This window comes from Pseudomonas sp. PONIH3 (assembly GCF_002934345.1).
Classification (GTDB): Bacteria; Pseudomonadota; Gammaproteobacteria; order Pseudomonadales; family Pseudomonadaceae; genus Aquipseudomonas; species Aquipseudomonas soli.
Genome location: NZ_CP026386.1, coordinates 2,603,022 through 2,626,522 on the forward strand (window position 1 = coordinate 2,603,022; position 23,501 = coordinate 2,626,522).

General features: G+C 63.4%; 21 protein-coding genes. 6 read left to right on the forward strand and 15 right to left on the reverse strand.

Annotated features, from left to right (window positions below; all coding sequences use genetic code 11):
- Positions 1-20: 20 nt before the first annotated feature.
- The 3 genes from zapE to C3F42_RS12095 form a co-directional block, all read right to left on the reverse strand.
- Complete coding sequence (zapE, locus tag C3F42_RS12085; protein WP_023630138.1) at positions 21-1,115, reverse strand: cell division protein ZapE; 1,095 nt, start codon at positions 1,113-1,115, stop codon at positions 21-23.
- An 85-nt stretch (positions 1,116-1,200) separates the two neighbouring features.
- Positions 1,201-2,550: a tryptophan--tRNA ligase gene (locus C3F42_RS12090; protein ID WP_094010225.1), complete on the reverse strand. Its 1,350-nt coding sequence runs from the start codon at positions 2,548-2,550 to the stop codon at positions 1,201-1,203.
- A 25-nt stretch (positions 2,551-2,575) separates the two neighbouring features.
- Positions 2,576-3,211, reverse strand: a complete 636-nt coding sequence (locus tag C3F42_RS12095) for an alpha/beta hydrolase (protein WP_094010226.1) — start codon at positions 3,209-3,211, stop codon at positions 2,576-2,578.
- Positions 3,212-3,346: 135 nt separating this feature from the next.
- Between C3F42_RS12095 and C3F42_RS12100 the strand changes: the two genes are divergently transcribed.
- Positions 3,347-3,784 (forward strand): YhcB family protein, encoded by a 438-nt coding sequence (locus tag C3F42_RS12100; protein WP_023630140.1) that lies wholly within the window; start codon positions 3,347-3,349, stop codon positions 3,782-3,784.
- Positions 3,785-3,896: 112 nt separating this feature from the next.
- Here the strand turns inward: C3F42_RS12100 and mdeB are convergent, their stop codons facing one another.
- The gene (gene mdeB / locus C3F42_RS12105) at positions 3,897-6,587 is read right to left on the reverse strand and encodes an alpha-ketoglutarate dehydrogenase (protein ID WP_104444482.1); all 2,691 of its coding nucleotides are present in this window, start codon (positions 6,585-6,587) and stop codon (positions 3,897-3,899) included.
- A gap of 24 nt (positions 6,588-6,611) precedes the next feature.
- Positions 6,612-7,808 (reverse strand): methionine gamma-lyase, encoded by a 1,197-nt coding sequence (locus tag C3F42_RS12110; RefSeq protein ID WP_023632306.1) that lies wholly within the window; start codon positions 7,806-7,808, stop codon positions 6,612-6,614.
- 127 nt (positions 7,809-7,935) lie between these two features.
- On the opposite strand from C3F42_RS12110, the gene C3F42_RS12115 reads away from it, so the two are divergent.
- Complete coding sequence (locus C3F42_RS12115) at positions 7,936-8,415, forward strand: Lrp/AsnC family transcriptional regulator (protein ID WP_094010228.1); 480 nt, start codon at positions 7,936-7,938, stop codon at positions 8,413-8,415.
- Positions 8,416-8,504: 89 nt separating this feature from the next.
- Here C3F42_RS12115 and cysN read toward each other — a convergent pair whose 3' ends face one another.
- The 3 genes from cysN to C3F42_RS12130 form a co-directional block, all read right to left on the reverse strand.
- Positions 8,505-10,406 carry a sulfate adenylyltransferase subunit CysN gene (gene cysN, locus C3F42_RS12120; RefSeq protein WP_038707407.1) on the reverse strand — a complete coding sequence of 634 codons (1,902 nt, stop codon included), beginning with the start codon at positions 10,404-10,406 and terminating at the stop codon, positions 8,505-8,507.
- A 15-nt stretch (positions 10,407-10,421) separates the two neighbouring features.
- Entirely contained in the window at positions 10,422-11,339 is a 918-nt protein-coding gene (gene cysD, locus C3F42_RS12125) for a sulfate adenylyltransferase subunit CysD (protein WP_038707406.1), read from the reverse strand.
- Between the two features lie 154 nt (positions 11,340-11,493).
- Positions 11,494-12,252 (reverse strand): Nif3-like dinuclear metal center hexameric protein, encoded by a 759-nt coding sequence (locus tag C3F42_RS12130; RefSeq protein ID WP_094010230.1) that lies wholly within the window; start codon positions 12,250-12,252, stop codon positions 11,494-11,496.
- A 206-nt stretch (positions 12,253-12,458) separates the two neighbouring features.
- On the opposite strand from C3F42_RS12130, the gene algW reads away from it, so the two are divergent.
- Positions 12,459-13,622, forward strand: coding sequence for a Do family serine endopeptidase AlgW (gene algW, locus C3F42_RS12135; RefSeq protein ID WP_094010231.1), 1,164 nt, complete (start codon positions 12,459-12,461; stop codon positions 13,620-13,622).
- A 157-nt stretch (positions 13,623-13,779) separates the two neighbouring features.
- Positions 13,780-15,450: a S8 family serine peptidase gene (locus C3F42_RS12140; RefSeq protein ID WP_104444483.1), complete on the forward strand. Its 1,671-nt coding sequence runs from the start codon at positions 13,780-13,782 to the stop codon at positions 15,448-15,450.
- A gap of 43 nt (positions 15,451-15,493) precedes the next feature.
- Here C3F42_RS12140 and C3F42_RS12145 read toward each other — a convergent pair whose 3' ends face one another.
- The 4 genes from C3F42_RS12145 to C3F42_RS12160 form a co-directional block, all read right to left on the reverse strand.
- The gene (locus C3F42_RS12145; RefSeq protein WP_023629378.1) at positions 15,494-16,258 is read right to left on the reverse strand and encodes an amino acid ABC transporter ATP-binding protein; all 765 of its coding nucleotides are present in this window, start codon (positions 16,256-16,258) and stop codon (positions 15,494-15,496) included.
- Positions 16,259-16,268: 10 nt separating this feature from the next.
- Positions 16,269-17,366, reverse strand: a complete 1,098-nt coding sequence (locus tag C3F42_RS12150; protein WP_023629379.1) for an amino acid ABC transporter permease — start codon at positions 17,364-17,366, stop codon at positions 16,269-16,271.
- Between the two features lie 10 nt (positions 17,367-17,376).
- Positions 17,377-18,555, reverse strand: coding sequence for an amino acid ABC transporter permease (locus tag C3F42_RS12155; protein ID WP_104444484.1), 1,179 nt, complete (start codon positions 18,553-18,555; stop codon positions 17,377-17,379).
- A 67-nt stretch (positions 18,556-18,622) separates the two neighbouring features.
- Positions 18,623-19,651 (reverse strand): amino acid ABC transporter substrate-binding protein, encoded by a 1,029-nt coding sequence (locus C3F42_RS12160; protein ID WP_023629381.1) that lies wholly within the window; start codon positions 19,649-19,651, stop codon positions 18,623-18,625.
- A 335-nt stretch (positions 19,652-19,986) separates the two neighbouring features.
- On the opposite strand from C3F42_RS12160, the gene C3F42_RS12165 reads away from it, so the two are divergent.
- Complete coding sequence (locus C3F42_RS12165) at positions 19,987-20,643, forward strand: alpha/beta hydrolase (protein WP_038707405.1); 657 nt, start codon at positions 19,987-19,989, stop codon at positions 20,641-20,643.
- A gap of 92 nt (positions 20,644-20,735) precedes the next feature.
- A complete protein-coding gene (gene rhlB, locus C3F42_RS12170; RefSeq protein ID WP_038707404.1) occupies positions 20,736-22,208 on the forward strand; it encodes an ATP-dependent RNA helicase RhlB in 1,473 nt (490 codons plus the stop codon).
- Between the two features lie 49 nt (positions 22,209-22,257).
- Here the strand turns inward: rhlB and moaE are convergent, their stop codons facing one another.
- The 3 genes from moaE to moaC are packed head-to-tail and all read right to left on the reverse strand — an operon-like array spanning position 22,258 to position 23,425.
- The gene (gene moaE, locus C3F42_RS12175) at positions 22,258-22,707 is read right to left on the reverse strand and encodes a molybdopterin synthase catalytic subunit MoaE (protein WP_023629384.1); all 450 of its coding nucleotides are present in this window, start codon (positions 22,705-22,707) and stop codon (positions 22,258-22,260) included.
- A gap of 2 nt (positions 22,708-22,709) precedes the next feature.
- Complete coding sequence (gene moaD, locus C3F42_RS12180; RefSeq protein WP_023629385.1) at positions 22,710-22,955, reverse strand: molybdopterin converting factor subunit 1; 246 nt, start codon at positions 22,953-22,955, stop codon at positions 22,710-22,712.
- The gene (moaC, locus tag C3F42_RS12185; RefSeq protein WP_104444485.1) at positions 22,955-23,425 is read right to left on the reverse strand and encodes a cyclic pyranopterin monophosphate synthase MoaC; all 471 of its coding nucleotides are present in this window, start codon (positions 23,423-23,425) and stop codon (positions 22,955-22,957) included. The genes moaD and moaC overlap by 1 nt, the downstream gene beginning before the upstream one ends.
- Positions 23,426-23,501 lie beyond the last annotated feature (76 nt).

Genomic DNA, 23,501 nt, shown 5'->3' on the forward strand with positions numbered 1-23,501 from the left:
GCTCCCACGAAAGGAATGGCTTACGGCTTGTGCGCCCGCGACAGGAACTCGTGGGACTGCATCTCCAGCAGGCGGCTGAGCGTGCGCTGGAACTCGAAGCTCAGGCGCCCGCCGGTGTACAGGTCCTTGAGCTCCACCTCGGCCGAGATGATCAGCTTCACGTTGCGGTCGTAGAACTCGTCGACCATGTTGATGAAGCGCCGGGCGATGTCGTCGGTGGTCACGCCCATCTGCTCGACGTTGCTCAGCAGCACGGCATGGAAGATCTTGCCCAGCTCGATGTAGTCGTTCTGGCTGCGCGGCCCGTCGCACAGGGCGCGGAAGTCGAACCAGGCAACGTCATCGCAGGTGCGCAGGGCATGGATCTCGCGGTTCTCGATCATCAGCACGTCGTTCTCGACTGCCTGGGTGCACTCTGGGGTCAACGCCTTGAAGCTGGCGCGCAGGCTTTCATGCGCCGCGTCGTCGAGCGGGAAGTGGAACAGCTCTGCCTGCTCCAGGTGGCGCAGACGGTAGTCCACGCCGCTGTCGACGTTCACCACATCGGTGTACTGCTTGATCATGGCGATGGCCGGCAGGAAGCGCGCGCGCTGCAGGCCGTCCTTGTACAGGCCGTCCGGGACGATGTTGGAAGTGGCCACCAGCGACACGCCGTTCTTGAACAGCTCTTCCATCAGGGTGCCGAGGATCATGGCATCGGTGATATCGGAGACGAAGAACTCGTCGAAGCAGATCACCTTGGCTTCGTCGCTGAAGCGCTTGGCGATGATGGTCAGCGGGTTCTTCTCGCCCTTGAGGGTCTTCATCTCCTCGTGGACGCGCTTCATGAAGCGGTGGAAGTGCGTGCGCATCTTCTGCTTGAACGGCAGCGCTTCATAGAAGGTGTCGACCAGGTAGGTCTTGCCCCGGCCCACGCCGCCCCAGAAGTACAGGCCCTTGACCGGCGTCTGCTCCTTCTTGCCGAACAGCTTGCCGAACACGCCCGGCTTGTTGTTCTGCGCGTGTACCAGGTCGTCGTACAGGCGCTGCAGGTGACGCACCGCAGTTTCCTGCGCCGCGTCATGGAAGAAGTCGGGGCGTTTCAGATCGGCTTGGTATCGTTCTAGGGGCGTCATGATTTCGTTAGCGAGGCAACAAAAAACGGGCCGTCACTGTAGCGACCGGCCCGCTTAATGGCAATCAGACTTGCGTCAAAGTGACTCAGTCCGCCTGTGGCGCCAGGGCCTCGCGCAGGCTGGTGATGGCCGCGTCACGGGCCTCGGCGGCCTCGAACTGCGGCCCGTCGGCAACTTGCTCACCGTTCAGCCACAGCGAGAAGCCCAGGCCCTCGACTCGCACATCGGCCTCGCCGCCCTGTTGCAGCTGCTTGCTCACCGCCCCAGCGCTCTTGCCATCGGCGAAGCTGCGCGACAGCAGCAATTGCTCGCCATCAGCGGCCAGCAGGCGGAAGCGGAAGCTGCCATCCTCGTCACGGAAGCTGACGAAGCGGGCGCTCTTGGCGGCCTTCTTCTTCACCTCGGTGCTGGCCTGCACGGTGGTGCGGAACGAACGCAGGCCAACTGCCTCGCGCAGTTGCTCGAGGAACGGCGTGGCGATCTTGCGGGCCTTGGCGGCGCCGGCCAGAAGGATGTCCTCGAGCTCAGACGGGCGCGCGATCAGCTGGTGATAGTGCTCGCGCTTTTCGGCCAACTGGCCGTCGAGCAGCTGGAACAGGCGCTGCTTGGCATCGCCCCAGCCCAGGCCCTGAAGCAGCTCTTCGCGGAACTCGGCGCATTGCGCCGGCGAGGAGAAGGCCTGGAACAGGGTGAACAGGTGCGAGTTGTCCGGATCCTTGGCCTCGCCGGGGGCCTTGGAGTCGGTGACGATGCGCGAGATCGCATCCTTCATGTCCTTGGCGCTGGTGAACAGCGGGATGGTGTTGTCGTAGCTCTTGGACATCTTGCGACCGTCCAGGCCCGGGAGCGTGGCCACGCTCTCCTCGATCACCGCCTCGGGCAGGGCGAAGAAGTCCTTGCCCTGGCCGAACAGGTGGTTGAAACGCTGGCCGATGTCACGTGCCATCTCCACGTGCTGGATCTGGTCGCGGCCAACCGGCACCTTGTTGGCATTGAACATCAGGATGTCAGCAGCCATCAGCACCGGGTAGCTGAACAGGCCCATGGTAACGCCGGCGTCCGGGTCTTCGCCGGCCTCGACATTCTTGTCCACCGACGCCTTGTAGGCGTGAGCGCGGTTGAGCAGGCCCTTGGCGGCGACGCAGGTCAGCAGCCAGGTAAGCTCCGGGATCTCGGGGATGTCCGACTGGCGATAGAAGGTCACCTTGGCCGGGTCCAGGCCACCGGCGAGCCAGGTGGCGGCGATCTCCAGGCGCGAACGCTGGATGCGCTGCGGGTCGTCGCACTTGATCAGGGCGTGGTAGTCGGCCAGGAAGTAGAACGAGTCGACGCCGGGCTGCTGGCTGGCGAGGATGGCCGGACGGATGGCGCCGGCGTAGTTGCCCAGGTGCGGGGTGCCGGTGGTGGTGATACCGGTGAGGATGCGCGTGGTCATGGGGGTTCGCTTATTCAGGCTTGGCTCAGTTCGAAAGGCGCGGCAGCAGCAGATCCTTCAGATCGGTCAGCTTGCCATGGAAAAAGTGTCCGCATTCTGCCACTTTCAGCAGCTCGTGGGGGCGCGACAGGGCGGCGGACCAATCGTAGACCAGTTGCGGATCGACCACTTCGTCGGTGTCCGGCTGCACGACGATCAGCGCGACGCGCTCGGGCAGCGGGAACTGCGCGTTCAGGCGCATCACCGCCGGGGCGATCATGAACAGCTGTTGCAGCTCGACATCCGCCGCCTCCAGGCGACCGGCCAGGCTGGCGGCAACGAAGCCGCCGAAGGAGAAGCCCATCAGCACCAACGGCAGCTCGGGATGCTGCTGGCGCAACCAGGCTGCGGCAGCCTCGGCATCCGCTACCTCGCCAGCGCCCATGTCATGGCTGCCGGCGCTCTGGCCAACGCCGCGGTAGTTGAAGCGCAGGGTGACGTAACCTGCATCACGGGCGGTACGCTGCAGGGTCGAGACCACCTTGTTGAGCATGGTGCCGCCCTGGACCGGGTTGGGGTGGCAGATCAGCACCGCGCCGCGGGCATCGGCCACGTCCAGGTACAAAGCCTCGAGCTGGCCGGTCGGGCCATCAATGAACAAGGGGGTTTCGCGGATAAGCAAGGTACTACTCCGTGACCTCGTGAAGGGTCGACTCGTCTAGCAAAGGAATTCTGTTCTGATTTGCGATCGCTCGCGGTATACAGCGCAGGTCTGAGCCGTTAACGTAAAGCAAAGCCGTTTATAGAGGAAGGACTCGTGGAACACTCGCTCCTTGTTTGGTTGCTGCCGACCCTGGCCCTGGTTGTCGGTGTCGTCGTCGGTTTCGCGCTGGCCCGCCTGCTGCCCAACGCGGCACCAAGCAACACCCAACGCCAGCTGGATGACATCCAGCAGCGCTTCGACAATTACCAGAACGAAGTGGTAACCCACTTCAACAGCACTGCATCGCTGGTCAAAAAACTGACCCAGAGCTACCAGGACGTGCAGGATCACCTGGCCGACGGCGCCAACCGCCTGGCCCTGGACGAGCTGACCCGCCAACGCCTGCTGGCCGCGCTGCACTCCGAAGCCGCGCAAGGCCCGCGTGATCGCCTGACGCCGCCGAAGGATACCGCCGAAGTGCCACGCGACTACGCACCGAAGTCGCCGAACTCGCCGGGCATGCTCGATGAGAGCTACGGGCTCAAGCGCTGAATCGATGACATGAAGAAGGCCTCGCAAGAGGCCTTTTTTGTGGGCGCTGTCTACTCGCCCTAACACTCCGTGGGAGCGGGCATGGGCCGCGATAGAGCCGGCCCGGATCACCTCAGCGATACCAGGCCGCGCCCTCCTCGCCGATGTCATAAAGCGCCCGCGCCTGCCCCAGTACATCCCTCGGCAATACGCCCTGGCATACCAGCCCATGCAAGGCCGCCAGCACCACGGCATACCGGTCCACCTCGAAAAACCGTCGCAACTGCTGGCGCGTATCGCTGCGCCCGAAACCATCGGTGCCCAGGGTGGCATAGGGCGCCTGCACATACTCGGCGATCAATTGCGGCCAGGCGCGCACATAGTCGCTGGCCGCGATCACCGGGGCGGCGCCGGGCAGGCAATGACGCACATGGCAATCCGCCTGCTCCCCGGCTATCGCCAAGCGTTGCGCATCCCTGGCCCCACGCGCCAGTTCGCTGAAGCTGGTGACGCTGAACACCTCGCTGTCGACCTGCCAGTCACTGGCCAGCAACTCGCCGGCGGCAATCACCTCGCGCAGGATGGTGCCCGAACCCAACAAGCGCACCTGGCCACGGGGTGCGGCCGAGGAATGCCGGGCAAAGCGATACATGCCTCGCAGTACATCGTCGTGCATGTCTTCGGGCAACGACGGCTGCGGGTAGTTTTCATTCATCACCGCCACATAGTGGAACTCATCCTGCTGCTCCACCAGCATGCGCCGCGCGGCATGGTCGAGGATCACCGCCAGCTCGCCGGCAAAGCACGGATCCCAGGCCCGGCAGTTGGGCACCATCGATGCCATTACCAGGCTCGATCCGTCCTGGTGCTGCAAGCCCTCGCCGCCCAACGTGGTGCGCCCCGCCGTGGCGCCCAGCAACAGGCCCCGGGCACGCTGGTCGGCGGCAGCCCAGATCAGGTCGCCGACCCGCTGAAAGCCGAACATTGAATAGTAGATGTACACCGGCAGCATCGGCTCGCCATGCACCGCGTAGGCGGTCGCTGCCGCGACCCATGAAGAGATCGCCCCGGCCTCGGTGATGCCCTCCTCCAGCAGCTGGCCGTCCCGCGCCTCCTTGTAGACCAGCAGCGAGCCCGCGTCCTCCGGCTCGTAGCGTTGCCCGTGGGGCGAATAGATACCGATCTGGCGGAACAGGCTGGCCATGCCGAAGGTGCGCGCCTCGTCGGCGACGATCGGCACCACTCGTGGTCCCAACCCCGGCGCCTTGAGCCAGTTGCCCAGCAAGCGCACCGCGGCCATGGTGGTGGACATCTCCTTGCCTTCGGCGTGCAGGGCGAAACCGCCGAATGCCTCCAGCTCGGGCACAGGCAAGGTGGCACAGTCGTTGCGCCGCAGCGGCAGCGGCCCACCCAGTGCCTGGCGGCGCTGGCGCAGATAGACCATCTCCGGGCTGTCTTCGGCCGGGCGATAGAAACGCAGTTGCTCCACCGCCTCATCCGACAACGGCAAATGGAAACGGTCGCGGAAGGCCAGCAGTGCCTGCACGTCGAGTTTCTTGGCCTGGTGCGCGGTCATCCGCGACTCGCCGGCACTGCTCATGCCATAGCCTTTCTTGGTCTTGGCCAGGATCACCGTCGGCCGGCCCTTGCAGGCCCTGGCGGCGGCATAGGCGGCATGCAGCTTGCGAAAATCATGACCACCGCGCTTGAGGGCGTTGATCTCTTCGGTGCTCATGTGCGCCACCAGGCGCTGCAAGGCCGGGTTCTGCTTGAAGAAGTGCTCGAGGTTGTAGCTGCCGTCCTTGGCGCCGAGGGTCTGGAACTGACCGTCGGGCGTCGCCGCCAACTGGCGCAGCAGCGCGTGTTCGTGATCACGGGCGAACAGGGCGTCCCACTCCGAACCCCACAGCACCTTGATCACGTTCCAGCCGGCACCGCTGAACAACGCTTCGAGCTCCTGGATGATCTGGCCATTGCCGCGTACCGGGCCGTCCAGGCGCTGCAGGTTGCAGTTGACGATGAAGGTCAGGTTGTCCAAGCCTTCACGGGCAGCCAGGGTCAGGCCGGCGGTCGACTCCGGCTCGTCCATCTCGCCATCGCCAAACACTCCCCAGACATGCCGGGCAGAGGTGTCGAGCAGCCCGCGATGATGCAGGTAGCGCATGAAGCGCGCCTGATAGATCGCATTGAGCGGGCCGATGCCCATGGAACCTGTGGGAAACTGCCAGAAGTCCGGCATCAGCCAAGGGTGCGGATAGGAGCACAGCCCGTTGCCGCCGACCTCCTGCCGGTAGTTGGCCAGCTGTTCCTCGCTCAGGCGCCCTTCAAGAAATGCGCGGGCATAGATGCCAGGCGCCGAGTGCGGCTGGAAGAACACCAGGTCGCCGCTGCGCTGCACGCCACCGCCCTCGCCGCGAAAGAAATGCTGGAAGCCGACCTCGAAGATTTCCGCCGCCGAGGCGTAGCTGGCGATATGCCCGCCCAGCTCGCCATAGGCGTGGTTGGCCCGTACCACCATGGCCAGGGCGTTCCAGCGCAGGATGCCGGTAATACGCTCGTCCAGCTCGAGATCACCGGGGTAAGCGCCCTGCTGTTCCACCGGCACAGTGTTGCGGTAGGCCGAGAAGGCCTGGGCCTCGCGCTCCAGGCCCAGCTCGAGGGCATGGGCCTGCAGGCGCTGCAGCAGGTAGCGGGCCCGCGCCGGGCCGCAGTGAGCCAGGGTCGAGGCCAGCGCCTCGCACCACTCGGCGGTTTCCGCTGGGTCGCTGTCCAGGGCGGCATCAAGGGCCGTCAACGGCTCGTTCGGGTTCATCATCGCTACCATCGCGCAGGCCTCGTCCGTGGCGATTCAGGCGCAGGCCTTCAGGGCCTGGGCAATGTCGGCAAGCAGGTCGTCGATGTCTTCCAGCCCCACCGACAGACGCACCAGCCCTTCCGAGATGCCATGCTCGGCACGCTCCTGCTGGGTATAGCTGGAGTGAGTCATGCTCGCCGGGTGCTGGGCCAGCGACTCGGCATCGCCCAGGCTCACCGCGCGGCTGAACAGCTGCAGGGCGTTCATGAAACGGCGCCCGGCTTCGATCCCGCCCTTCAGCTCGAAGGCGATCATCCCGCCCGGCAGGCGCATCTGCCGTTGGGCCAGCGCGTACTGCGGGAAGGATGGCAGGCCCGGGTAGTGCAGCAGCTCAACCTGAGGTTGTTCGGCGAGAAACTCGGCCACCTGCTGGGCATTGGCGCAGTGGCGGTCCATGCGCAGGGCCAGGGTCTTGATGCCGCGCATCAACAGCGAGGCGTCGTGGGGCGAGAGCACGGCGCCGGTCATGTCCTTGAGCCCTTCCAGGCGGATGCGGTCGACCAGCGCCTTGCGCCCGACTACCAGCCCGGCGGTGATATCGCCATGTCCGGACAGGTACTTGGTGGCCGAATGCACCACCAGGTCGACGCCCAGTTCCAGCGGGCGCTGCAGGTAGGGCGTGCAGTAGGTGTTGTCGACCACGATGCTCAGGTCATGGCCCTTTGCAGCCTCGACGACGGCAACGATATCCACCAACTGCATGTTGGGGTTAGCCGGCGACTCGAAGTAGATCATCCGCGTCTTTGCGGTGATCGCGGCCTTGAGTGCCGGGATGTCGTTGAGGTCCACATGGCGGATCTTCACGCCGAACTCGCCGATGCCGTGGTGCAGGTAGGCGAAGGTGCAGCCATACAGGGTGCTGCCGACGATCAGCTCGTCACCCGGGCGTAGCAGGGTCCATAGCGTGGCGGTGATGGCGCCCATCCCGGAGGCCAGCGCCAGCCCTGCCTCGCCGCCTTCGAGCGACGCCATGCGTTGCTCCAGCAGGGCCAGCGTCGGGTTGGAAATACGGCTGTAGAAGTGCCCCGGCTCTTCGCCGGCGAAGCAGGCGGCGCCATACTCGACAGTCGGGAAAGCGTAGGTGGCGGTCTGGTAGACCGGCGGCACCAGGGCGCCGCCATGGGACATCGGGTCATAGCCATGGTGGATGGCCCGCGTGGAGAAACCGGTGTTGTTGTTGGAGTCGCGCATGGCAACAGTCTCTTGTGGTTTGTTATAAGCTTATGCCACCAAGCTGCCGCGCTTTTTCCAAACTTGCCCACGCAATCGGGCATGTTTTGAAAGAAAAACAACAAAAATAGAACCAGGAGGGCAAGATATGCCTTCAACGCTCGACCGTACCGACCGCGCCCTGCTCGCCGCCCTGCAGGACAACGCCCGCCTGACCGTTTCCGAACTCGCCGACCAGGTCGCCCTGACCACCTCGCCCTGCTGGCGGCGGGTCAAATTGCTCGAGGACAACGGCTACATCACCGGCTACCAGGCCATTCTTTCGCCCAAGTCGCTGGGCTTCGGGGTGACCGCGTTCGTCAGCATCATGATGGACTCGCACACCAAGGAAATGGCCCTGGCGTTCGAGAAACGGCTGATGGAGATCCCCGAGATCGTCGCCTGCCACAATATCTCCGGGCGCTATGATTTTTTGCTGGAGATCCTGGCACGGGACCTGGAATCGTTTGGCGAATTCACCCGGGAGGTGCTGCAGCGGTTGCCGGGGGTGAAGGAGATCTATTCGAGCTTTTCGTACAAGGCGGTGAAAGAGCGACGGGTGATTCCGGTGTCGGAGAAGCATATCTAGGGTCGCAAAGCAGACCCAAAATCCTGCCAACAAACGCCGTACAAATGAAAAACCCCGCCGAAGCGGGGTTTTTCACATCAGGCAATCAATCAGATCGCCCCACGCTGACGCAGCACATCCAGCACCAGCTTAACGCCTTCATCGACGCTGACCGACTGGGTGTCGATCACCAGGTCCGCATCCAGCGGCACATCGAATGGGAAGCTCTCGCCCGGGATGTTGTCGCCACCGGCGGCATACAGGCCCTGCGGGTCACGCTCGCGGCACACCATAGGCGAGGCCTGGACATACACCGTAACCAGACGCTCCTTGCCGATCAGCGCCTTGGCCTGCTCGCGGCCCTCGGCATCAGGGGCGACGAAGGCGGCCAGGGTCAGCAGGCCGGCTTCGTTGAACTGGCGCGCCACATGGGCGGCGCGGCGCCAGTTCTCGGTGCGCCCGGCGCGGTCCTGCGGCAGGCCTTTGTTCAGGTCGTGACGCAGGTTCTGGCCGTCGAGCACGTAGACTGCACGGCCCATGTCGAACAGCTTGCGCTCCACGGCATAGGCCAGGGTGCTCTTGCCGGCGCCCGACAGGCCACTGAACAGCACGGTGGCTGGCTGCTGGCCGAAGCGCAGGGCGCGCTCTTCGGTGGACACATGGGCCAGCTTGCCGTGCTGGCCAGTGCCGCCGTGTGGCAGGACCGGCGGGGCGATGATCATGCCGGCGCCGACGGTGCCGTTGGTCAGGCGGTCGATGACGATGAATGCGCCGGTGGTGCGGTTGCTCTCGTAACCGTCCAGGGCGATGGCGCTGTCCAGGGCGACCTTGACCCGGCCGATCTCGTTGAGTTGCAGCGCGCTGGCGGCGCCCTGCTCCAGGGTATTCACATCGACCTTGTGGGTGATGCTGGCGATCGAGCCCGGCACATAGCTGGTGGCGCGCTTGATGTCGTACTTCTTGCCCGGGAGCATCGGCTCCTCGGCCATCCACACCAGCATGGCGTCGAACTGGTCGGCCACCGTTGGAACATTGTCGGCATGCACCAGCAGGTCGCCACGGGAGATGTCGATCTCGTCTTCCATGGTCAGGGTCACCGCCTGGCCAGGCCCGGCGTTCTCCAGTTCACCTTCATAGGTGACGATGGACTTGACCCGGCTGCTCTTGCCCGACGGCAGCACGACGATCTCGTCGCCCTTGTGCACCACGCCACCGGCGATGGTGCCGGCGAAGCCGCGGAAGTTGAGGTTCGGGCGGTTGACGTACTGCACCGGGAAACGCAGGTCGGTGACATTGCGGTCGGCAGCGATCTCGACAGTCTCGAGGATCTCCATCAACGCAGGGCCCGTGTACCACGGCGAACGCTCGCTGCGGTTGACCACGTTGTCACCCTTGAGCGCCGACATCGGCACGAAGTGCAGGCTGCTCGGCTTGAGGTCGATGCCCTCGGCGAACTTCAGGTAGTCGGCCTTGATCGACTCGAAGACCTGCTCGTCGAAGCCCTTGAGGTCCATCTTGTTGACCGCAACGACGATGTGCTTGATGCCCAGCAGGGATGCGATATAGCTGTGCCGGCGGGTCTGGGTCTGCACGCCGTAGCGGGCATCGACCAGGATGATGGCCAGGTCGCAGGTCGAGGCGCCGGTGGCCATGTTGCGGGTGTACTGCTCGTGGCCCGGGGTGTCGGCGATGATGAACTTGCGCTTGGCGGTGGAGAAGTAGCGGTAGGCGACATCAATGGTGATGCCCTGCTCGCGCTCGGCCTGCAGGCCGTCGACCAGCAGCGCCAGGTCGACTTCCTCGCCAGTGGTGCCGGACTTCTTCGAGTCACGGGTGATGGCCTCGAGGTGGTCCTCGTAGATCATCTTCGAATCGTGCAGCAGGCGCCCGATCAGGGTGCTCTTGCCGTCGTCCACGTTGCCGCAGGTGAGGAAGCGCAGCAGTTCCTTGCGCTCGTGCTGGGCCAGGTAGGCGAGGATGTCCTCGCTGATCAGATCAGATTGGTGCGACATGCTGGAACCCTGAAATTAGAAGTAGCCTTGGCGTTTTTTGTCTTCCATGGAACCGGCGCCATCGTGGTCGATGACACGGCCCTGGCGTTCGGACGTCCGGGTCAGGAGCATTTCCTGGATGATGTCCGTCAGGGTCTCGGCTTCGGACTCGACCGCACCCGTCAACGGGTAGCAGCCCAGGGTACGGAAACGCACCTTCTTCTTGACGATGCGCGCCTTCTCTTCCTCGGAGAGGTGCTCGAGGATGCGCTCGTCGTCGATCATGATCAGGGTGCCGTTCTTCTCGATCACTTCACGCTCGGCGGCGAAGTACAGCGGCACGATCGGGATGCCTTCGAGGTAGATGTACTGCCAGATGTCCAGCTCGGTCCAGTTCGACAGCGGGAACACGCGGATCGACTCGCCCTTGTTGACCTTGCCGTTGTAGATGTTCCACAGCTCCGGGCGCTGGTTCTTCGGGTCCCAGCGGTGCTTGCTGTCACGGAACGAGTAGACGCGCTCTTTGGCTCGCGACTTCTCTTCGTCGCGGCGCGCCCCACCGAAGGCGGCGTCGAAGCCGTGCTTGTCCAGCGCCTGCTTCAGGCCCTGGGTCTTCATGATATCGGTATGCTTGGAGCTGCCATGGGTGAACGGGTTGATGCCCTGCGCCACACCCTCGGGGTTGACGTGGGTGATCAGCTCCAGGCCCATCTCTTCGACCATCTTGTCGCGGAAGCGGTACATCTCCTGGAACTTCCACTGGGTGTCGACGTGCATCACCGGGAACGGCAGCTTGCCCGGGAAGAACGCCTTGCGCGCCAGGTGCAGCATGACCGCGGAATCCTTGCCGATCGAGTACAGCATCACCGGGTTGTCGAACTCGGCGGCCACCTCGCGGATGATGTGGATGCTCTCCGCCTCCAGCTGTTTCAAGTGCGTCAGATTGTCGACCATGGCTACTCACGAAAAACGATCTTATGGACGGCCTGCGGGCCGTGTTCGAGCGAGCCACTTTATCACAGCGCCTGATTCTATTTAGGCGTGCGACTAGATCGAAAAGGTCTAATGATATGACTGCGGGTTTGGGCCTTGCCTGGCGAAAAGCCGATCAGATCGGGTTTGGGCAATCAATGAACAGATGCTCGACCGCGAAGCGCCGCGCCAGGTAATCACCCAACGCCTGCACGCCGTAGCGCTCGGTGGCGTGATGGCCGGCGGCGATGAAGCTGATGCCGTTTTCGCGGGCACTGTGAAAGGTCTGCTCCGATGCCTCGCCACTGAGGAACAGGTCGACTCCGGCGGCAATGGCTGTGTCGATGTAGCCCTGCCCGCCTCCGGTACACCAACCGACTCGACGGATCATCCGCTCACCCTCGACCACCAGCGGTTCGCGCCCCAGTGCCTCTTGCACTCGGCGGGCAAAATCCCGCGCCGAGACTGGTTCGGCCAGCGAACCGACCAAGCCCACCACCTTGGGATTGTTCGGATCCAGCGGGCCTTCGACAGTGATGTCCAGCTGGCGCGCCAGTTGGACGTTGTTGCCCACCTCCGGGTGCACGTCCAGCGGCAGGTGGAAGGCCAGCAAGCTGATGTCGTGCTTGAGCAAGGTCTTCAATCTGCGCTGTTTGATGCCGGTGATGCAGGGGCTTTCGCCCTTCCAGAAGTAGCCGTGGTGCACCAGCACCAAGTCGGCCTCGGCCTCGACCGCCGCGTCCAGCAACGCCTGGCTGGCGGTTACGCCACTGACGATGCGGCTGACCTGGGGGCGGCCCTCGACCTGCAGGCCGTTGGGGCAGTAATCCTGGATCCTGGCGCTGACCAGGTAGCGCTCGGCTTCCTCGACCAGGGTGTTTAGGGCGACTGCCATGAAAAATCTCCTCGAATTCGGCGTTGCGGCGGGCGTCAGGCTCTATAATGGCCGCCATTATGGGCCGTCGCCGGCGTGGGGGAAACCGCTGGCGGGCGCTCGGGGTGTCCGGCCATCGCCGTTCGGTTTTATCAGGTGTATGATCGCGCCCGCTCGCGCCCCGGGCCACATTGTCACGGCCCCCGCCCTACTCCCAGGATCCATTCATGTTCAAGGCTCTGCGTTACTTCGGCTGGCCCCTGCTCACCGGTGTGCTGATCGCCATGCTGGTCATCCAGCGCTTCCCCGAATGGGTCGGCCTGCCCAGCCAGGACGTCAACCTGCAACAAGCTCCGCAAACCACCAAAATCATGCAGGGACCGGTCTCCTATGCCGATGCCGTGACCCTGGCAGCGCCTGCAGTGGTCAACCTCTACACCACCAAGGTGGTGAACAAGAGCGCGCATCCGCTGTTCGAGGATCCGCAGTTCCGCCGCTTCTTCGGTGACAACCTGCCCAAGCAGCGGCGCTGGGAATCGAGCCTGGGCTCGGCGGTAATCATGAGCCCGGAAGGCTACCTGCTGACCAACAACCACGTCACCAGCGGCGCCGACCAGATCGTCGTGGCCCTCAAGGATGGCCGCGAAACCCTTGCCCGAGTGATCGGCAGCGACCCGGAAACCGACCTGGCGGTACTGAAGATCGACCTCAAGAGCCTGCCGGCGATCACCATCGGCCGCTCTGACAACATCCATATCGGTGACGTGACCCTGGCCATCGGCAACCCCTTCGGTGTCGGCCAGACCGTGACCATGGGCATCATCAGCGCCACCGGCCGCAACCAACTGGGCCTGAACAACTACGAAGACTTCATCCAGACCGATGCGGCGATCAACCCGGGTAACTCCGGCGGTGCGTTGGTGGATGCCAACGGCAACCTGGTGGGCATCAACACCGCAATCTTCTCCAAGTCCGGAGGTTCCCAGGGCATCGGCTTCGCCATCCCGGTCAAGCTGGCGCTGGAGGTGATGAAGTCGATCGTCGAGCATGGCCAGGTAATCCGTGGCTGGCTGGGCATCGAAGTGCAGCCATTGAGCCAGGAGCTGGCCGACTCGTTCGGCATGCAGGGCCGCCCCGGCATCGTCGTGGCGGGGATCTTCCGCGATGGCCCGGCAGCGCGCGCCGGCCTGCAACTGGGCGACGTGATCCTGAGCATCAATGGCGAGCCGGCCGGCGACGGGCGCAAGTCGATGAACCAGGTGGCGCGGATCAAGCCCACCGACAAGGTCGCGATCGAAGTAATGCGCAACGGCAAGCAACTGAAGCTGGTGGCCGAAGTAGGGCTGCGACCGCCGCCTGCGCCGGTGCCCGCCGGCAAGGAAGAACGCTGACGATATCCCCGGGGCCGCATTGCAGCTCCTTTGGTTTCCCTCAGCCCGCTGCGCCACTGGCATTTATGTCAGGTGTTGCCATGCCATGACCGATGTAGATTGTCCTTTACCCGGATAGCGGACGCTAAACGGAAGTGTCGATCAGCAGGAGGCAATCATGGCAACGCAAGCCCCCATCCATAGCGGCTATTTCACCAGCGTCGACTACAACGAGGAAATTCACGTTTATCTGAAGTGCATGTGCCCCGAGCAAGAGCTGCGGCACGTCGACAAGGCGAAGTTCATACTGAAAAGGGCCGACGGCTACATTCTTGACTCCCTGACTTCGCAGCCTCCCACGCAACGGCAGACCTTCACGAAGCGAGAACCGGGGCGCTACAGGCTAGAGGTGGAACTGCACAGTTACGAGGGGTCTGTATCCAGGATAAGCGACTTGGAGATCGACACCACCCGCTATACCCATGGCTCTTGGCTATGCCGCGCTTTCCAAGAGCACCTAAAAGAGCGCCTAAGTGTAAGTAAGGCTCCCGCGCCCCGCGCGAGCCAAAATTTGAAAGGCTTCCGGCGGTTGCCCCCCAACGGCAAAGACTACGACTTGCAAGTGATGTTTCAGGACGGCGGGAATGAAACCGTAAAGAACCGTCCTCCTCTCACGCTCGAGGGCTTCCCGCAAATCACCTTCGAGCCGGTCTGGGTAGCGACTCGATGGTCCCACACTGGCCGGGCCGCAAACCTCAACCGTTTCTGCAATCTGTACCGCGTGAAGACGCAGAAGCAGGATAGTCGGCAGAAGCTGGAATTGGCCAAGAGGCTGGAGCAACTTGACATCGTCAAATACGTCGCTTTCGACCTGCCAGTCTACCCACTACAAAAAGCGCTAGAGACCGCTAAAGTCGCACCGTCCCTGGAACAAACACCCGACCTCACCGTGCATCAGGGCTACCTCGACGACAACTTGGGAATGAATGCACGAAACGCCTGGAAACAAGACGCAAACGGCGAACAGGCAAGTGTGCGCTTCCTGGATTTTGGGGTTTTCGAGGACCATGAGGACCTGAAGGGCTACATCGACGTGGTCACCAACGCAGGCTACGCCAAGAACCACGGCAGCGCGTCGGCGGGGTGCATTGCCGCCGGTAACAACGGCAAGGGGGTCACGGGGGTTGCCTGGGGGGCCCGCCTGTACATGTATGACAATACCTCGTGGCAACGCATCCTGGCTGATTACTGCCCCGGCGATATCATCGCGTTCAACATCCAGGGCTCCGGTGGTTTGCCCTATGCACCGGCGGTCCACGACAAACGCTACTGGGATGCGGTGCGGGCCCTGGTGGATGCAGGTGCGATCGTGCTCTTCGCCGCAGGCAATGGTGGCCTGGACCTCGCCACGCATTCCGACTTCAATAACTATGGCGACTCGGGCGGCATCATGGTCGGCTCTTGCAACCATAACGATGGCAAGCGCCACAGCACCTCCAACTACAACCTTCACGCCACCCTCAACTCATGGGGCGACAACGTCGCGACAACCGGCACGCTGCGGCAAAACGGGGACGGCGCAGACCTGTGGGATGGCGGAACGCCCGAGACCAGGTACATGTACTTCGGCGGTACCTCGAGCGCTACCCCACTCACGGCCGCGGCATTGGCGGTTGTCCAGGGCTACGCCATCCGTCGGTACAACTTGTGCCTGGACACGGCGCATATGCATGCGCTGGTCACCGAGGCGGGCTACAAAGAGGCGCAAGTACAGCAGATCGGTGCGCGCCCGAACATCAAGGCAACGCTTGACCTGCTTGATCAAATCATAGGTGGCAGACGCGCCTGAACTGGCCAACCGCCCTTGCTTGCAAGGTGGCTGGCCGAGTGCATCAGTGCAGGATCTGGCTCAGGAACAACCTGGTCCGGTCACTGCGCGGCCGGTCGAAGAAGTCGTCCGGCGCCGCCTGCTCGACGATCTCCCCTTTGTCCATGAAGATCACCCGGTTGGCCACGGTGCGGGCAAAGCCCATCTCGTGGGTCACGCAGAGCATGGTCATGCCATCCTCGGCCAGGCTGACCATGGTGTCGAGCACCTCCTTGACCATCTCAGGGTCCAGCGCCGAAGTCGGTTCGTCAAACAGCATGATCTTCGGTTTCATGCACAGCGCCCGGGCAATCGCCACCCGCTGCTGCTGACCGCCGGACAACTGCCCGGGGTACTTGTGTGCTTGCTCAGGGATGCGCACACGCTCGAGGAAATGCATGGCGATTTCCTCGGCCTTGCGCCGTGGCAGCTTACGCACCCACATGGGCGCCAGGGTGCAGTTCTCGAGGATAGTCAGGTGCGGGAACAGGTTGAAGTGCTGGAACACCATGCCCACTTCGCGGCGGATCGCCTCGATCTGCTTGAGGTCGTTGGTCAGCTCGACACCGTCGACGACGATACGTCCCTGCTGGTGTTCCTCAAGCCGGTTGAGGCAGCGGATGGTGGTGGACTTGCCCGAGCCCGACGGCCCGCACAGCACGATGCGCTCGCCCTGGCGCACGTTGAGGTTGATGTCCTTGAGCACATGGAACTGGCCGTACCACTTGTTCACGCCCTGCATCTGGATGATGCCTTCGGGGCCGGCAGGCTGCTTGATCGCTTCACTCATTTCGAAACTCCTAACGCTTGTGGCCAGTGTCCAGCTTGCGCTCCAAATGCATGGAGTAGCGGGACATACCGAAACAGAAAATCCAGAACACCAGGGCAGCGAACACATAGCCCTCGGTCGCCATGCCCAGCCAGGCCGGGTCGGCCGCGGCCTGCTTGACGCTATTGAGCAGGTCGAACAGGCCGATGATGATCACAAGGCTGGTGTCCTTGAACAGGGCAATGAAGGTGTTGACGATGCCGGGGATCACCAGCTTGAGCGCCTGGGGCAGGATCACCAGGCCCATTGCGCGCCAGTAGCCCAGGCCCATGGCCGCGGCGGCTTCGTACTGACCCTTGGGGATGGCCTGCAGGCCCCCACGCACCACCTCGGCGATGTACGCCGACTGGAACAGGATCACGCCGATCATCGCCCGCAGCAGCTTGTCGAAGCTCATGCCTTCGGGCAGGAACAGCGGCAGCATCACCGATGACATGAACAGGACGGTGATCAGCGGTACGCCGCGCCAGAACTCGATGAAGGTCACGCAGACCACCTTCACCGCCGGCATGTTCGAGCGTCGCCCCAACGCCAGGAGGATGCCCAGCGGCAACGCACCGACAATACCGACCGTGGCGATCACCAGGGTCAGCATCAGGCCGCCCCATTGGCTGGTGGGCACTGTGTCCAGGCCCAGCGTGCCACCGTGCAGAAGGATGTAGGCCAGGATCGGATACAGCACCAGGAAGCCCAGGCCGTACACCGCTTTGCGCGGGAAGCGCTTGATGAACAGCGGGGCCGCGCCGAGCACGGCGAGCCACACCGTCAGGTCGACGCGCCAGCGCAGTTCCGTCGGGTAGTAGCCATACATGAACTGGCCAAAGCGCTGCTGGATGAACACCCAGCAGGCGCCCTCCTTGGTGCAGTCGGCGCGGGTGGTGCCGACCCAGTTGGCGTCGATGAACGCCCACTGCACCAGCGGCGGCACGATCAGCCATACCAGGTATAGGGCGAACAGTGTCAGCAAGGTGTTGAGCCAGCTGGAGAACAGGTTGGCCCGCATCCAGGCGAGCACGCCAACGGTCTTCACCGGTGGCGGCATGTCGGGTTTGAAAACATGGGCTGTCACGGAAGGACCCTCACCGTTCGATCAGCGCAATGCGCTTGTTGTACCAGTTCATCAACAGCGAAATGCTGATGCTGATGGCGAGATAGACGCTCATGGTGATGGCGATCACCTCGATGGCCTGGCCGGTCTGGTTGAGCACGGTACCGGCGAACAGCGAGACCATCTCCGGGTAGCCGATACCGGCGGCCAGCGACGAGTTCTTCGCCAGATTGAGGTACTGGCTGGTCAGCGGCGGGATGATCACCCGCAACGCCTGGGGAATGATCACCTTGCGCAGCGTCGGGCCTTCGCGCAGGCCCAGCGAACGAGCTGCCTCGGTCTGGCCGTGGCTGACCGAACGAATACCCGAGCGCACGATCTCGGCGATGAACGCCGCGGTGTAGATGGTCAGCGCCAGGGTCAGCGCCAGCAGCTCGGGGATCAGCACCCAGCCACCGACGAAATTGAAGCCCTTGAGCTGCGGCGCTTCCCAGTGCACCGGGCTGCCGAACAGCAACGCGCACACGCCGGGGATGCCGATCAACAGCAGCAGGCCCACCCAGAACTTGTGGAATGGCTGGCCGGTTTCATCGAAACGCTTGTTGGCCAGGCGCACCATCAACACGATGGCGACGATCGCCAGCACCAACGCGATCAAGAACGGCCAGAAGCCTTCGGCCATCGAGGCGCCGGGCATGTTCAGGCCACGGTTGCTGATGAAGAAGGTGTCATCGATATTGATGCTGCCCCGCGGCCCCGGCAGGGTCAGGAACACGGCGAAGTACCAGAACAGGATCTGCAGCAGCGGTGGAATGTTGCGGAAGGTCTCCACGTACATCGTCGCCAGCTTGTTGATCATCCAGTTCGGCGACAGCCGCGCCACGCCGATGACGAAGCCCAGCAAGGTAGCCAGGATGATGCCGATGAAGGTCACCAGCAGGGTGTTGAGCAGGCCGATGACGAACACCCGGGCGTAGCTGTCCGATTCCACGTAGGGAATCAGGTGCTGGGCAATGCCGAAGCCGGCACTGCGCTCGAGGAAATCGAAACCGGAGGTGATGCCCCGGTGCTGCAGGTTGGTCTGGGTGTTATGGAACAGGTACCAGCCCAGGCCCACCACGAAGACTACGGTGAGGATCTGGAACAGCCACGCGCGCACACGTGGATCACTAAGGGAAAACCCTTTCCGTGCGCCGATTTGATTTTGCATGAAGTGCCCCGAAAAGAAGGGATTCGAACGACCCGCGGCGGCAGGATGCCGCCGCGGGGTGCAGCCATCAGCGCACAGGTGGCGCGTACTGGATGCCGCCGTTGTTCCACAGGGCATTCATGCCACGGTCGATCTTCAGGTCGGTGCTCTGGCCCAGGTTCTTCTCGAACACTTCGCCATAGTTGCCGACTTGCTTGACGATCTGCACTACCCAGTCCTTGGGCAGCTTGAGGTCCTTGCCGTACTCGCCATCGGCGCCCAGCAGACGGGCGACGTCAGGGTTCTTGGTGGACTTGGCCTCGGCCTCGACGTTCTTCGAAGTGACCCCTGCTTCTTCCGCGTTGAGCATGGCGAACAGGGTCCACTTGACGATGCTGAACCATTCCTCGTCGCCCTTGCGCACCACAGGGCCCAGGGGCTCCTTGGAGATGGTTTCCGGCAGCACCACGTACTCGGTCGGCGCGGCCAGCTTGGAGCGCTGGGCGAACAGCTGCGACTTGTCCGAGGTCAGCACGTCGCAACGGCCGGACTCCAGCGACTTGGCGCTCTCGTCGGAGGTGTCGAAGGTGATCGGGGTATATTTCAAGCCATTGGCACGGAAGTAGTCGGAGACGTTCAGTTCAGTGGTGGTACCGGCCTGGATGCAGATGGTGGCGCCATCGAGCTCCTTGGCGCTGGAGACACCGAGCTTCTTGTTGGCGAGGAAACCGACGCCGTCATAATAGGTGACGCCGGCGAACACCAGGCCCATGCCGGCATCGCGAGAGCTGGTCCAGGTGGTGTTGCGCGACAGCACGTCGACTTCGCCGGACTGCAGCGCGGTGAAGCGCTCCTTGGCGTTGAGCTGGCTGAACTTGACCTTGGTCGCATCGCCGAACACGGCGGCGGCCACGGCGCGGCACACATCGGCGTCGATGCCGACGATCTTGCCCTGTGCGTCAGGCACGGAGAAGCCGGGAAGACCATCGCTCACGCCACACTGGACGAAGCCCTTCTTCTTCACCGCGTCGAGGGTGGCGCCGGCCTGGGCGAAACTGGTGGCGCCTAGCGCGGCGGCGGCGGTCAGGACTGCCAGGGTGGTTTTCAACATCTTCATCAACAACCTCCAAATCGCTCTTGTTGTATGAGCCGGAATTGCACCGCACCCTTATGAGGCGCATCCGACCCCTTGTTGGCTTGTTTTTGGGTCAATTGGCGCAATGGGCTGTTCTATGACAGCCTTCGATCCACACGAGGGGTGTTACCGGGACCGGTCCACCTCTTCGCATGACAAGGACATAGCAAAGGGCGTACCACAGTCGAAGGCTTAAGCGATTAAGCGGTAGTCAAGTGGGAAAAGTTGTAGAGTTGCGACATCTTTTTCTGGCATTAGCCTGCAATGCCTTCTTTTTAAGCACTACATCAGTACGCCAGCACTCTTTCGGAGCAGTCATGACCCAACCGCTGATTCTCGAACCGCAGAAAACCGCCGACGCCTGTGTGATCTGGTTGCACGGCCTGGGGGCCGACCGTTACGACTTCCTACCGGTAGCGGAATTCATGCAGGAACGCCTGCTGAGCACCCGCTTCATCATGCCCCAGGCACCGACGCGTCCGGTGACCATCAACGGCGGCTACCAGATGCCCAGCTGGTACGACATCAAGGCCATGACCCCGGCGCGGGCCATCGACGAGGCGCAACTGGAAGAGTCGGCCGACCAGGTGATCGCCCTGATCAAGGCCGAACAGGCCAAGGGCATCAACCTGTCGCGCATCTTCCTCGCCGGGTTTTCCCAGGGCGGTGCGGTGGTGCTGCACACTGCCTATATAAAGTGGCAGGAAGCGCTGGGCGGGGTGATCGCCCTCTCCACCTACGCGCCGACTTTCAGCGACGCGCAGCAACTGAGTGCCTGCCAGCAACGCACGCCGGCGCTGTGCCTGCATGGTGTGCACGACCCGGTGGTGATCCCCTCGATGGGCCGCACGGCGTTCGAGTACCTCAATACCTGGGGCGTGGCCGCCCAGTGGCATGAGTACCCGATGGAGCACGAAGTGGTGGTCGAGGAGCTGAAGGACATCCACGACTGGCTGAGCCGCCAGTTGCAGTGATTCTGTAGCCCAGCCCGCATTGCACTACGCCGCGCCCGATTCTTGCATTACACTGCCCGGCGTACATTCCTTAACCAGTTGACGAGACGACCGTGCTCAAGGCACTCAAGAAAATATTCGCCAAAGGTGACGCCGCACCGCCCATCGCCGCGTCCCAACCCGAGCCGGCTCCTCAGCCGGCCGCCGCCCAGGCGCCAGAGCGCCAGGCGGGCAAACCCAGGCCAAAGCCTGCGCCCAAGGCCAAGGCCGAGCCACAAGCCGCCGTCCAGGTCGCCCAACCGCCGCGCGCCGAGTCGCCCGCCAAGGACAAACCACGCCGCGAACGCAAGCCCAAGCCGCAGGCGAGCCTGTGGAAGCCGGAGGATTTCGTCGTCGAGCCGCAGGAAGGCAAGACGCGTTTCCACGACTTCAAGCTCTCCAATGAACTGATGCATGCCATCCACGACCTCGGCTTCCCCTATTGCACGCCGATCCAGGCGCAGGTCCTGGGTTACACCCTGCGCGGCCAGGACGCCATCGGCCGGGCCCAGACCGGCACCGGCAAGACCGCCGCGTTCCTGATCTCGATCATCTCGCAGCTGCAGCAGACCCCACCGCCCAAGGAACGCTACATGGGCGAGCCGCGGGCGCTGATCATCGCCCCGACTCGCGAGCTGGTGGTGCAGATCGCCAAGGATGCCCAGGCACTGACCAAGTACACCGGCCTCAACGTGATGAGCTTTGTCGGCGGCATGGACTTCGACAAGCAGCTCAAGTCGCTGGAAGCACGCCATTGCGACATCCTGGTGGCTACCCCGGGCCGCCTGCTGGACTTCAACCAGCGCGGCGAGGTGCACCTGGACATGGTCGAGGTGATGGTGCTGGACGAGGCCGACCGCATGCTCGATATGGGCTTCATCCCCCAGGTCCGCCAGATCATCCGCCAGACCCCGCCCAAGAGCGAGCGCCAGACCCTGCTGTTCTCCGCCACCTTTACCGACGACGTGATGAACCTGGCCAAGCAGTGGACCACCAACCCGGCCATCGTCGAGATCGAGCCGGAGAACGTCGCCAGCGAAACCGTCGAACAGCACGTCTACGCCGTGGCCGGCAGCGACAAGTACAAGCTGCTGTACAACCTGGTCACGCAGAACAAGTGGGAACGGGTGATGGTGTTCGCCAACCGCAAGGACGAGGTGCGCCGCATCGAGGAAAAACTGGTGCGTGACGGCATCAACGCCGCCCAGCTCTCGGGCGACGTGCCGCAGCACAAGCGTATCCGCACCCTGGAGAGCTTCCGTGAAGGGCGCATCACCGTGCTGGTGGCCACCGACGTGGCCGGCCGTGGCATCCACATCGACGGCATCAGCCATGTGATCAACTTCACCCTGCCGGAAGACCCGGACGACTACGTGCACCGCATCGGCCGTACCGGTCGCGCCGGCACCAGCGGCGTGTCGATCAGCTTTGCCGGCGAGGACGATTCGTACCAGTTGCCGGCGATCGAAGAGTTGCTGGGGCGCAAGATCAAGTGCGAGATGCCGCCGGACGAGCTGTTGAAGCCCGTGCCGCGCAAGCATCACTGACAGGCCTCTGTAGGAGCGGGCTTGCCCGCTCCCACGATCACCGTCTCATTCAGTCCCAGCGCCCTGCCGCATCCTGGTCGCTCTGCTTGCCTTCCACCCAGCGCGGCCCTTGCTGGGTATTCTCCTTCTTCCAGAACGGCGCCCGGGTCTTCAGGTAGTCCATGATGAAGTTGCAGGCGTCGAACGCCGCCTGCCGATGCGCGCTGGCCACGCCGACAAAGACAATCGGCTCGCCCGGTTCCAGGGCGCCGATACGGTGCAGCACCTCGACCTTGAGCAGCGGCCAGCGCCCCTCGGCCTCGACCACGATCTTGGCCAGGGCCTTCTCGGTCATGCCTGGGTAGTGCTCGAGGAACATCCCCGCCACCTCCCGGCCATCGTTGAAGTCACGCACATAGCCGACAAACCCGACCACCGCGCCCACGCCGACATTGGCGGCGTGCATGGCGTTGACTTCGGCGCCCGGGTCGAAGGCCGCCTCCTGAACGCGCACGGCCATGGTCAACCTCCGGTGACGGGTGGGAAGAACGCGATCTCGTCACCCTCTTCCAATGGTTCATCGAGCCGGCACAGCTCTTCGTTGCGGGCACACATCAGGTTCTGCTCGGCCAGCACCGCGTAGTGCCCACCCTTGCCCGCCAAAGCCTGGCGCACATCGTCCAGCACCTTGAAGTCGCCTTCCAGGCGCTCGGCGTCGATGCCCAGTAACTCACGGTAGCGGGCGAAATACATGACCTTGACCTTCATCACCCCTCCACCTTGTAGTGCCCGCTCTTGCCACCGGTCTTCTCCAGCAGGCGCACGTGCTCGATGACCATGCCTTTGTCCACTGCCTTGCACATGTCGTAGATCGTCAGCGCGGCAACGCTGGCGGCGGTGAGCGCCTCCATTTCAACGCCGGTCTGTCCGGCCAACTTGCAGCGGGCGACGATATGCACCACGTTCTCGCCCTCGGAGGCCAGCTCGACCTTGACGCTGGTGAGCATCAGCGGATGGCACAGCGGGATCAGGTCGCTGGTCTTCTTCGCCGCCTGGATGCCGGCGATGCGCGCCACCGCGAACACGTCGCCCTTGGGGTGTTGGCCATCGACGATCATGCGCAGGGTGTCCGGCAACATGCGCACACGTGCCTCGGCAATCGCCTCGCGGGCGGTCACGGCCTTTTCAGTGACGTCGACCATGTTGGCGCGCCCCTGGGAATCAAGATGAGTCAGCACTGCTCTGCTCCTGGGAAGGGATAACAGAGTGTAAACCTGCCGGTCAGCTTTGAGCAGAGGGCAGAACAGCGCATCG

What these genes read in the sequence shown, in the direction of transcription:
- zapE (WP_023630138.1), bottom strand. Translation starts at nt 1,115, where the DNA reads ATGACGCCCCTAGAACGATACCAAGCCGATCTGAAACGCCCCGACTTC.
- C3F42_RS12090 (WP_094010225.1), bottom strand. Translation starts at nt 2,550, where the DNA reads ATGACCACGCGCATCCTCACCGGTATCACCACCACCGGCACCCCGCAC.
- mdeB (WP_104444482.1), bottom strand. Translation starts at nt 6,587, where the DNA reads ATGGTAGCGATGATGAACCCGAACGAGCCGTTGACGGCCCTTGATGCC.
- C3F42_RS12110 (WP_023632306.1), bottom strand. Translation starts at nt 7,808, where the DNA reads ATGCGCGACTCCAACAACAACACCGGTTTCTCCACGCGGGCCATCCAC.
- C3F42_RS12115 (WP_094010228.1), top strand. Translation starts at nt 7,936, where the DNA reads ATGCCTTCAACGCTCGACCGTACCGACCGCGCCCTGCTCGCCGCCCTG.
- cysN (WP_038707407.1), bottom strand. Translation starts at nt 10,406, where the DNA reads ATGTCGCACCAATCTGATCTGATCAGCGAGGACATCCTCGCCTACCTG.
- cysD (WP_038707406.1), bottom strand. Translation starts at nt 11,339, where the DNA reads ATGGTCGACAATCTGACGCACTTGAAACAGCTGGAGGCGGAGAGCATC.
- C3F42_RS12130 (WP_094010230.1), bottom strand. Translation starts at nt 12,252, where the DNA reads ATGGCAGTCGCCCTAAACACCCTGGTCGAGGAAGCCGAGCGCTACCTG.
- algW (WP_094010231.1), top strand. Translation starts at nt 12,459, where the DNA reads ATGTTCAAGGCTCTGCGTTACTTCGGCTGGCCCCTGCTCACCGGTGTG.
- C3F42_RS12140 (WP_104444483.1), top strand. Translation starts at nt 13,780, where the DNA reads ATGGCAACGCAAGCCCCCATCCATAGCGGCTATTTCACCAGCGTCGAC.
- C3F42_RS12145 (WP_023629378.1), bottom strand. Translation starts at nt 16,258, where the DNA reads ATGAGTGAAGCGATCAAGCAGCCTGCCGGCCCCGAAGGCATCATCCAG.
- C3F42_RS12155 (WP_104444484.1), bottom strand. Translation starts at nt 18,555, where the DNA reads ATGCAAAATCAAATCGGCGCACGGAAAGGGTTTTCCCTTAGTGATCCA.
- C3F42_RS12160 (WP_023629381.1), bottom strand. Translation starts at nt 19,651, where the DNA reads ATGAAGATGTTGAAAACCACCCTGGCAGTCCTGACCGCCGCCGCCGCG.
- C3F42_RS12165 (WP_038707405.1), top strand. Translation starts at nt 19,987, where the DNA reads ATGACCCAACCGCTGATTCTCGAACCGCAGAAAACCGCCGACGCCTGT.
- moaE (WP_023629384.1), bottom strand. Translation starts at nt 22,707, where the DNA reads ATGGCCGTGCGCGTTCAGGAGGCGGCCTTCGACCCGGGCGCCGAAGTC.
- moaD (WP_023629385.1), bottom strand. Translation starts at nt 22,955, where the DNA reads ATGAAGGTCAAGGTCATGTATTTCGCCCGCTACCGTGAGTTACTGGGC.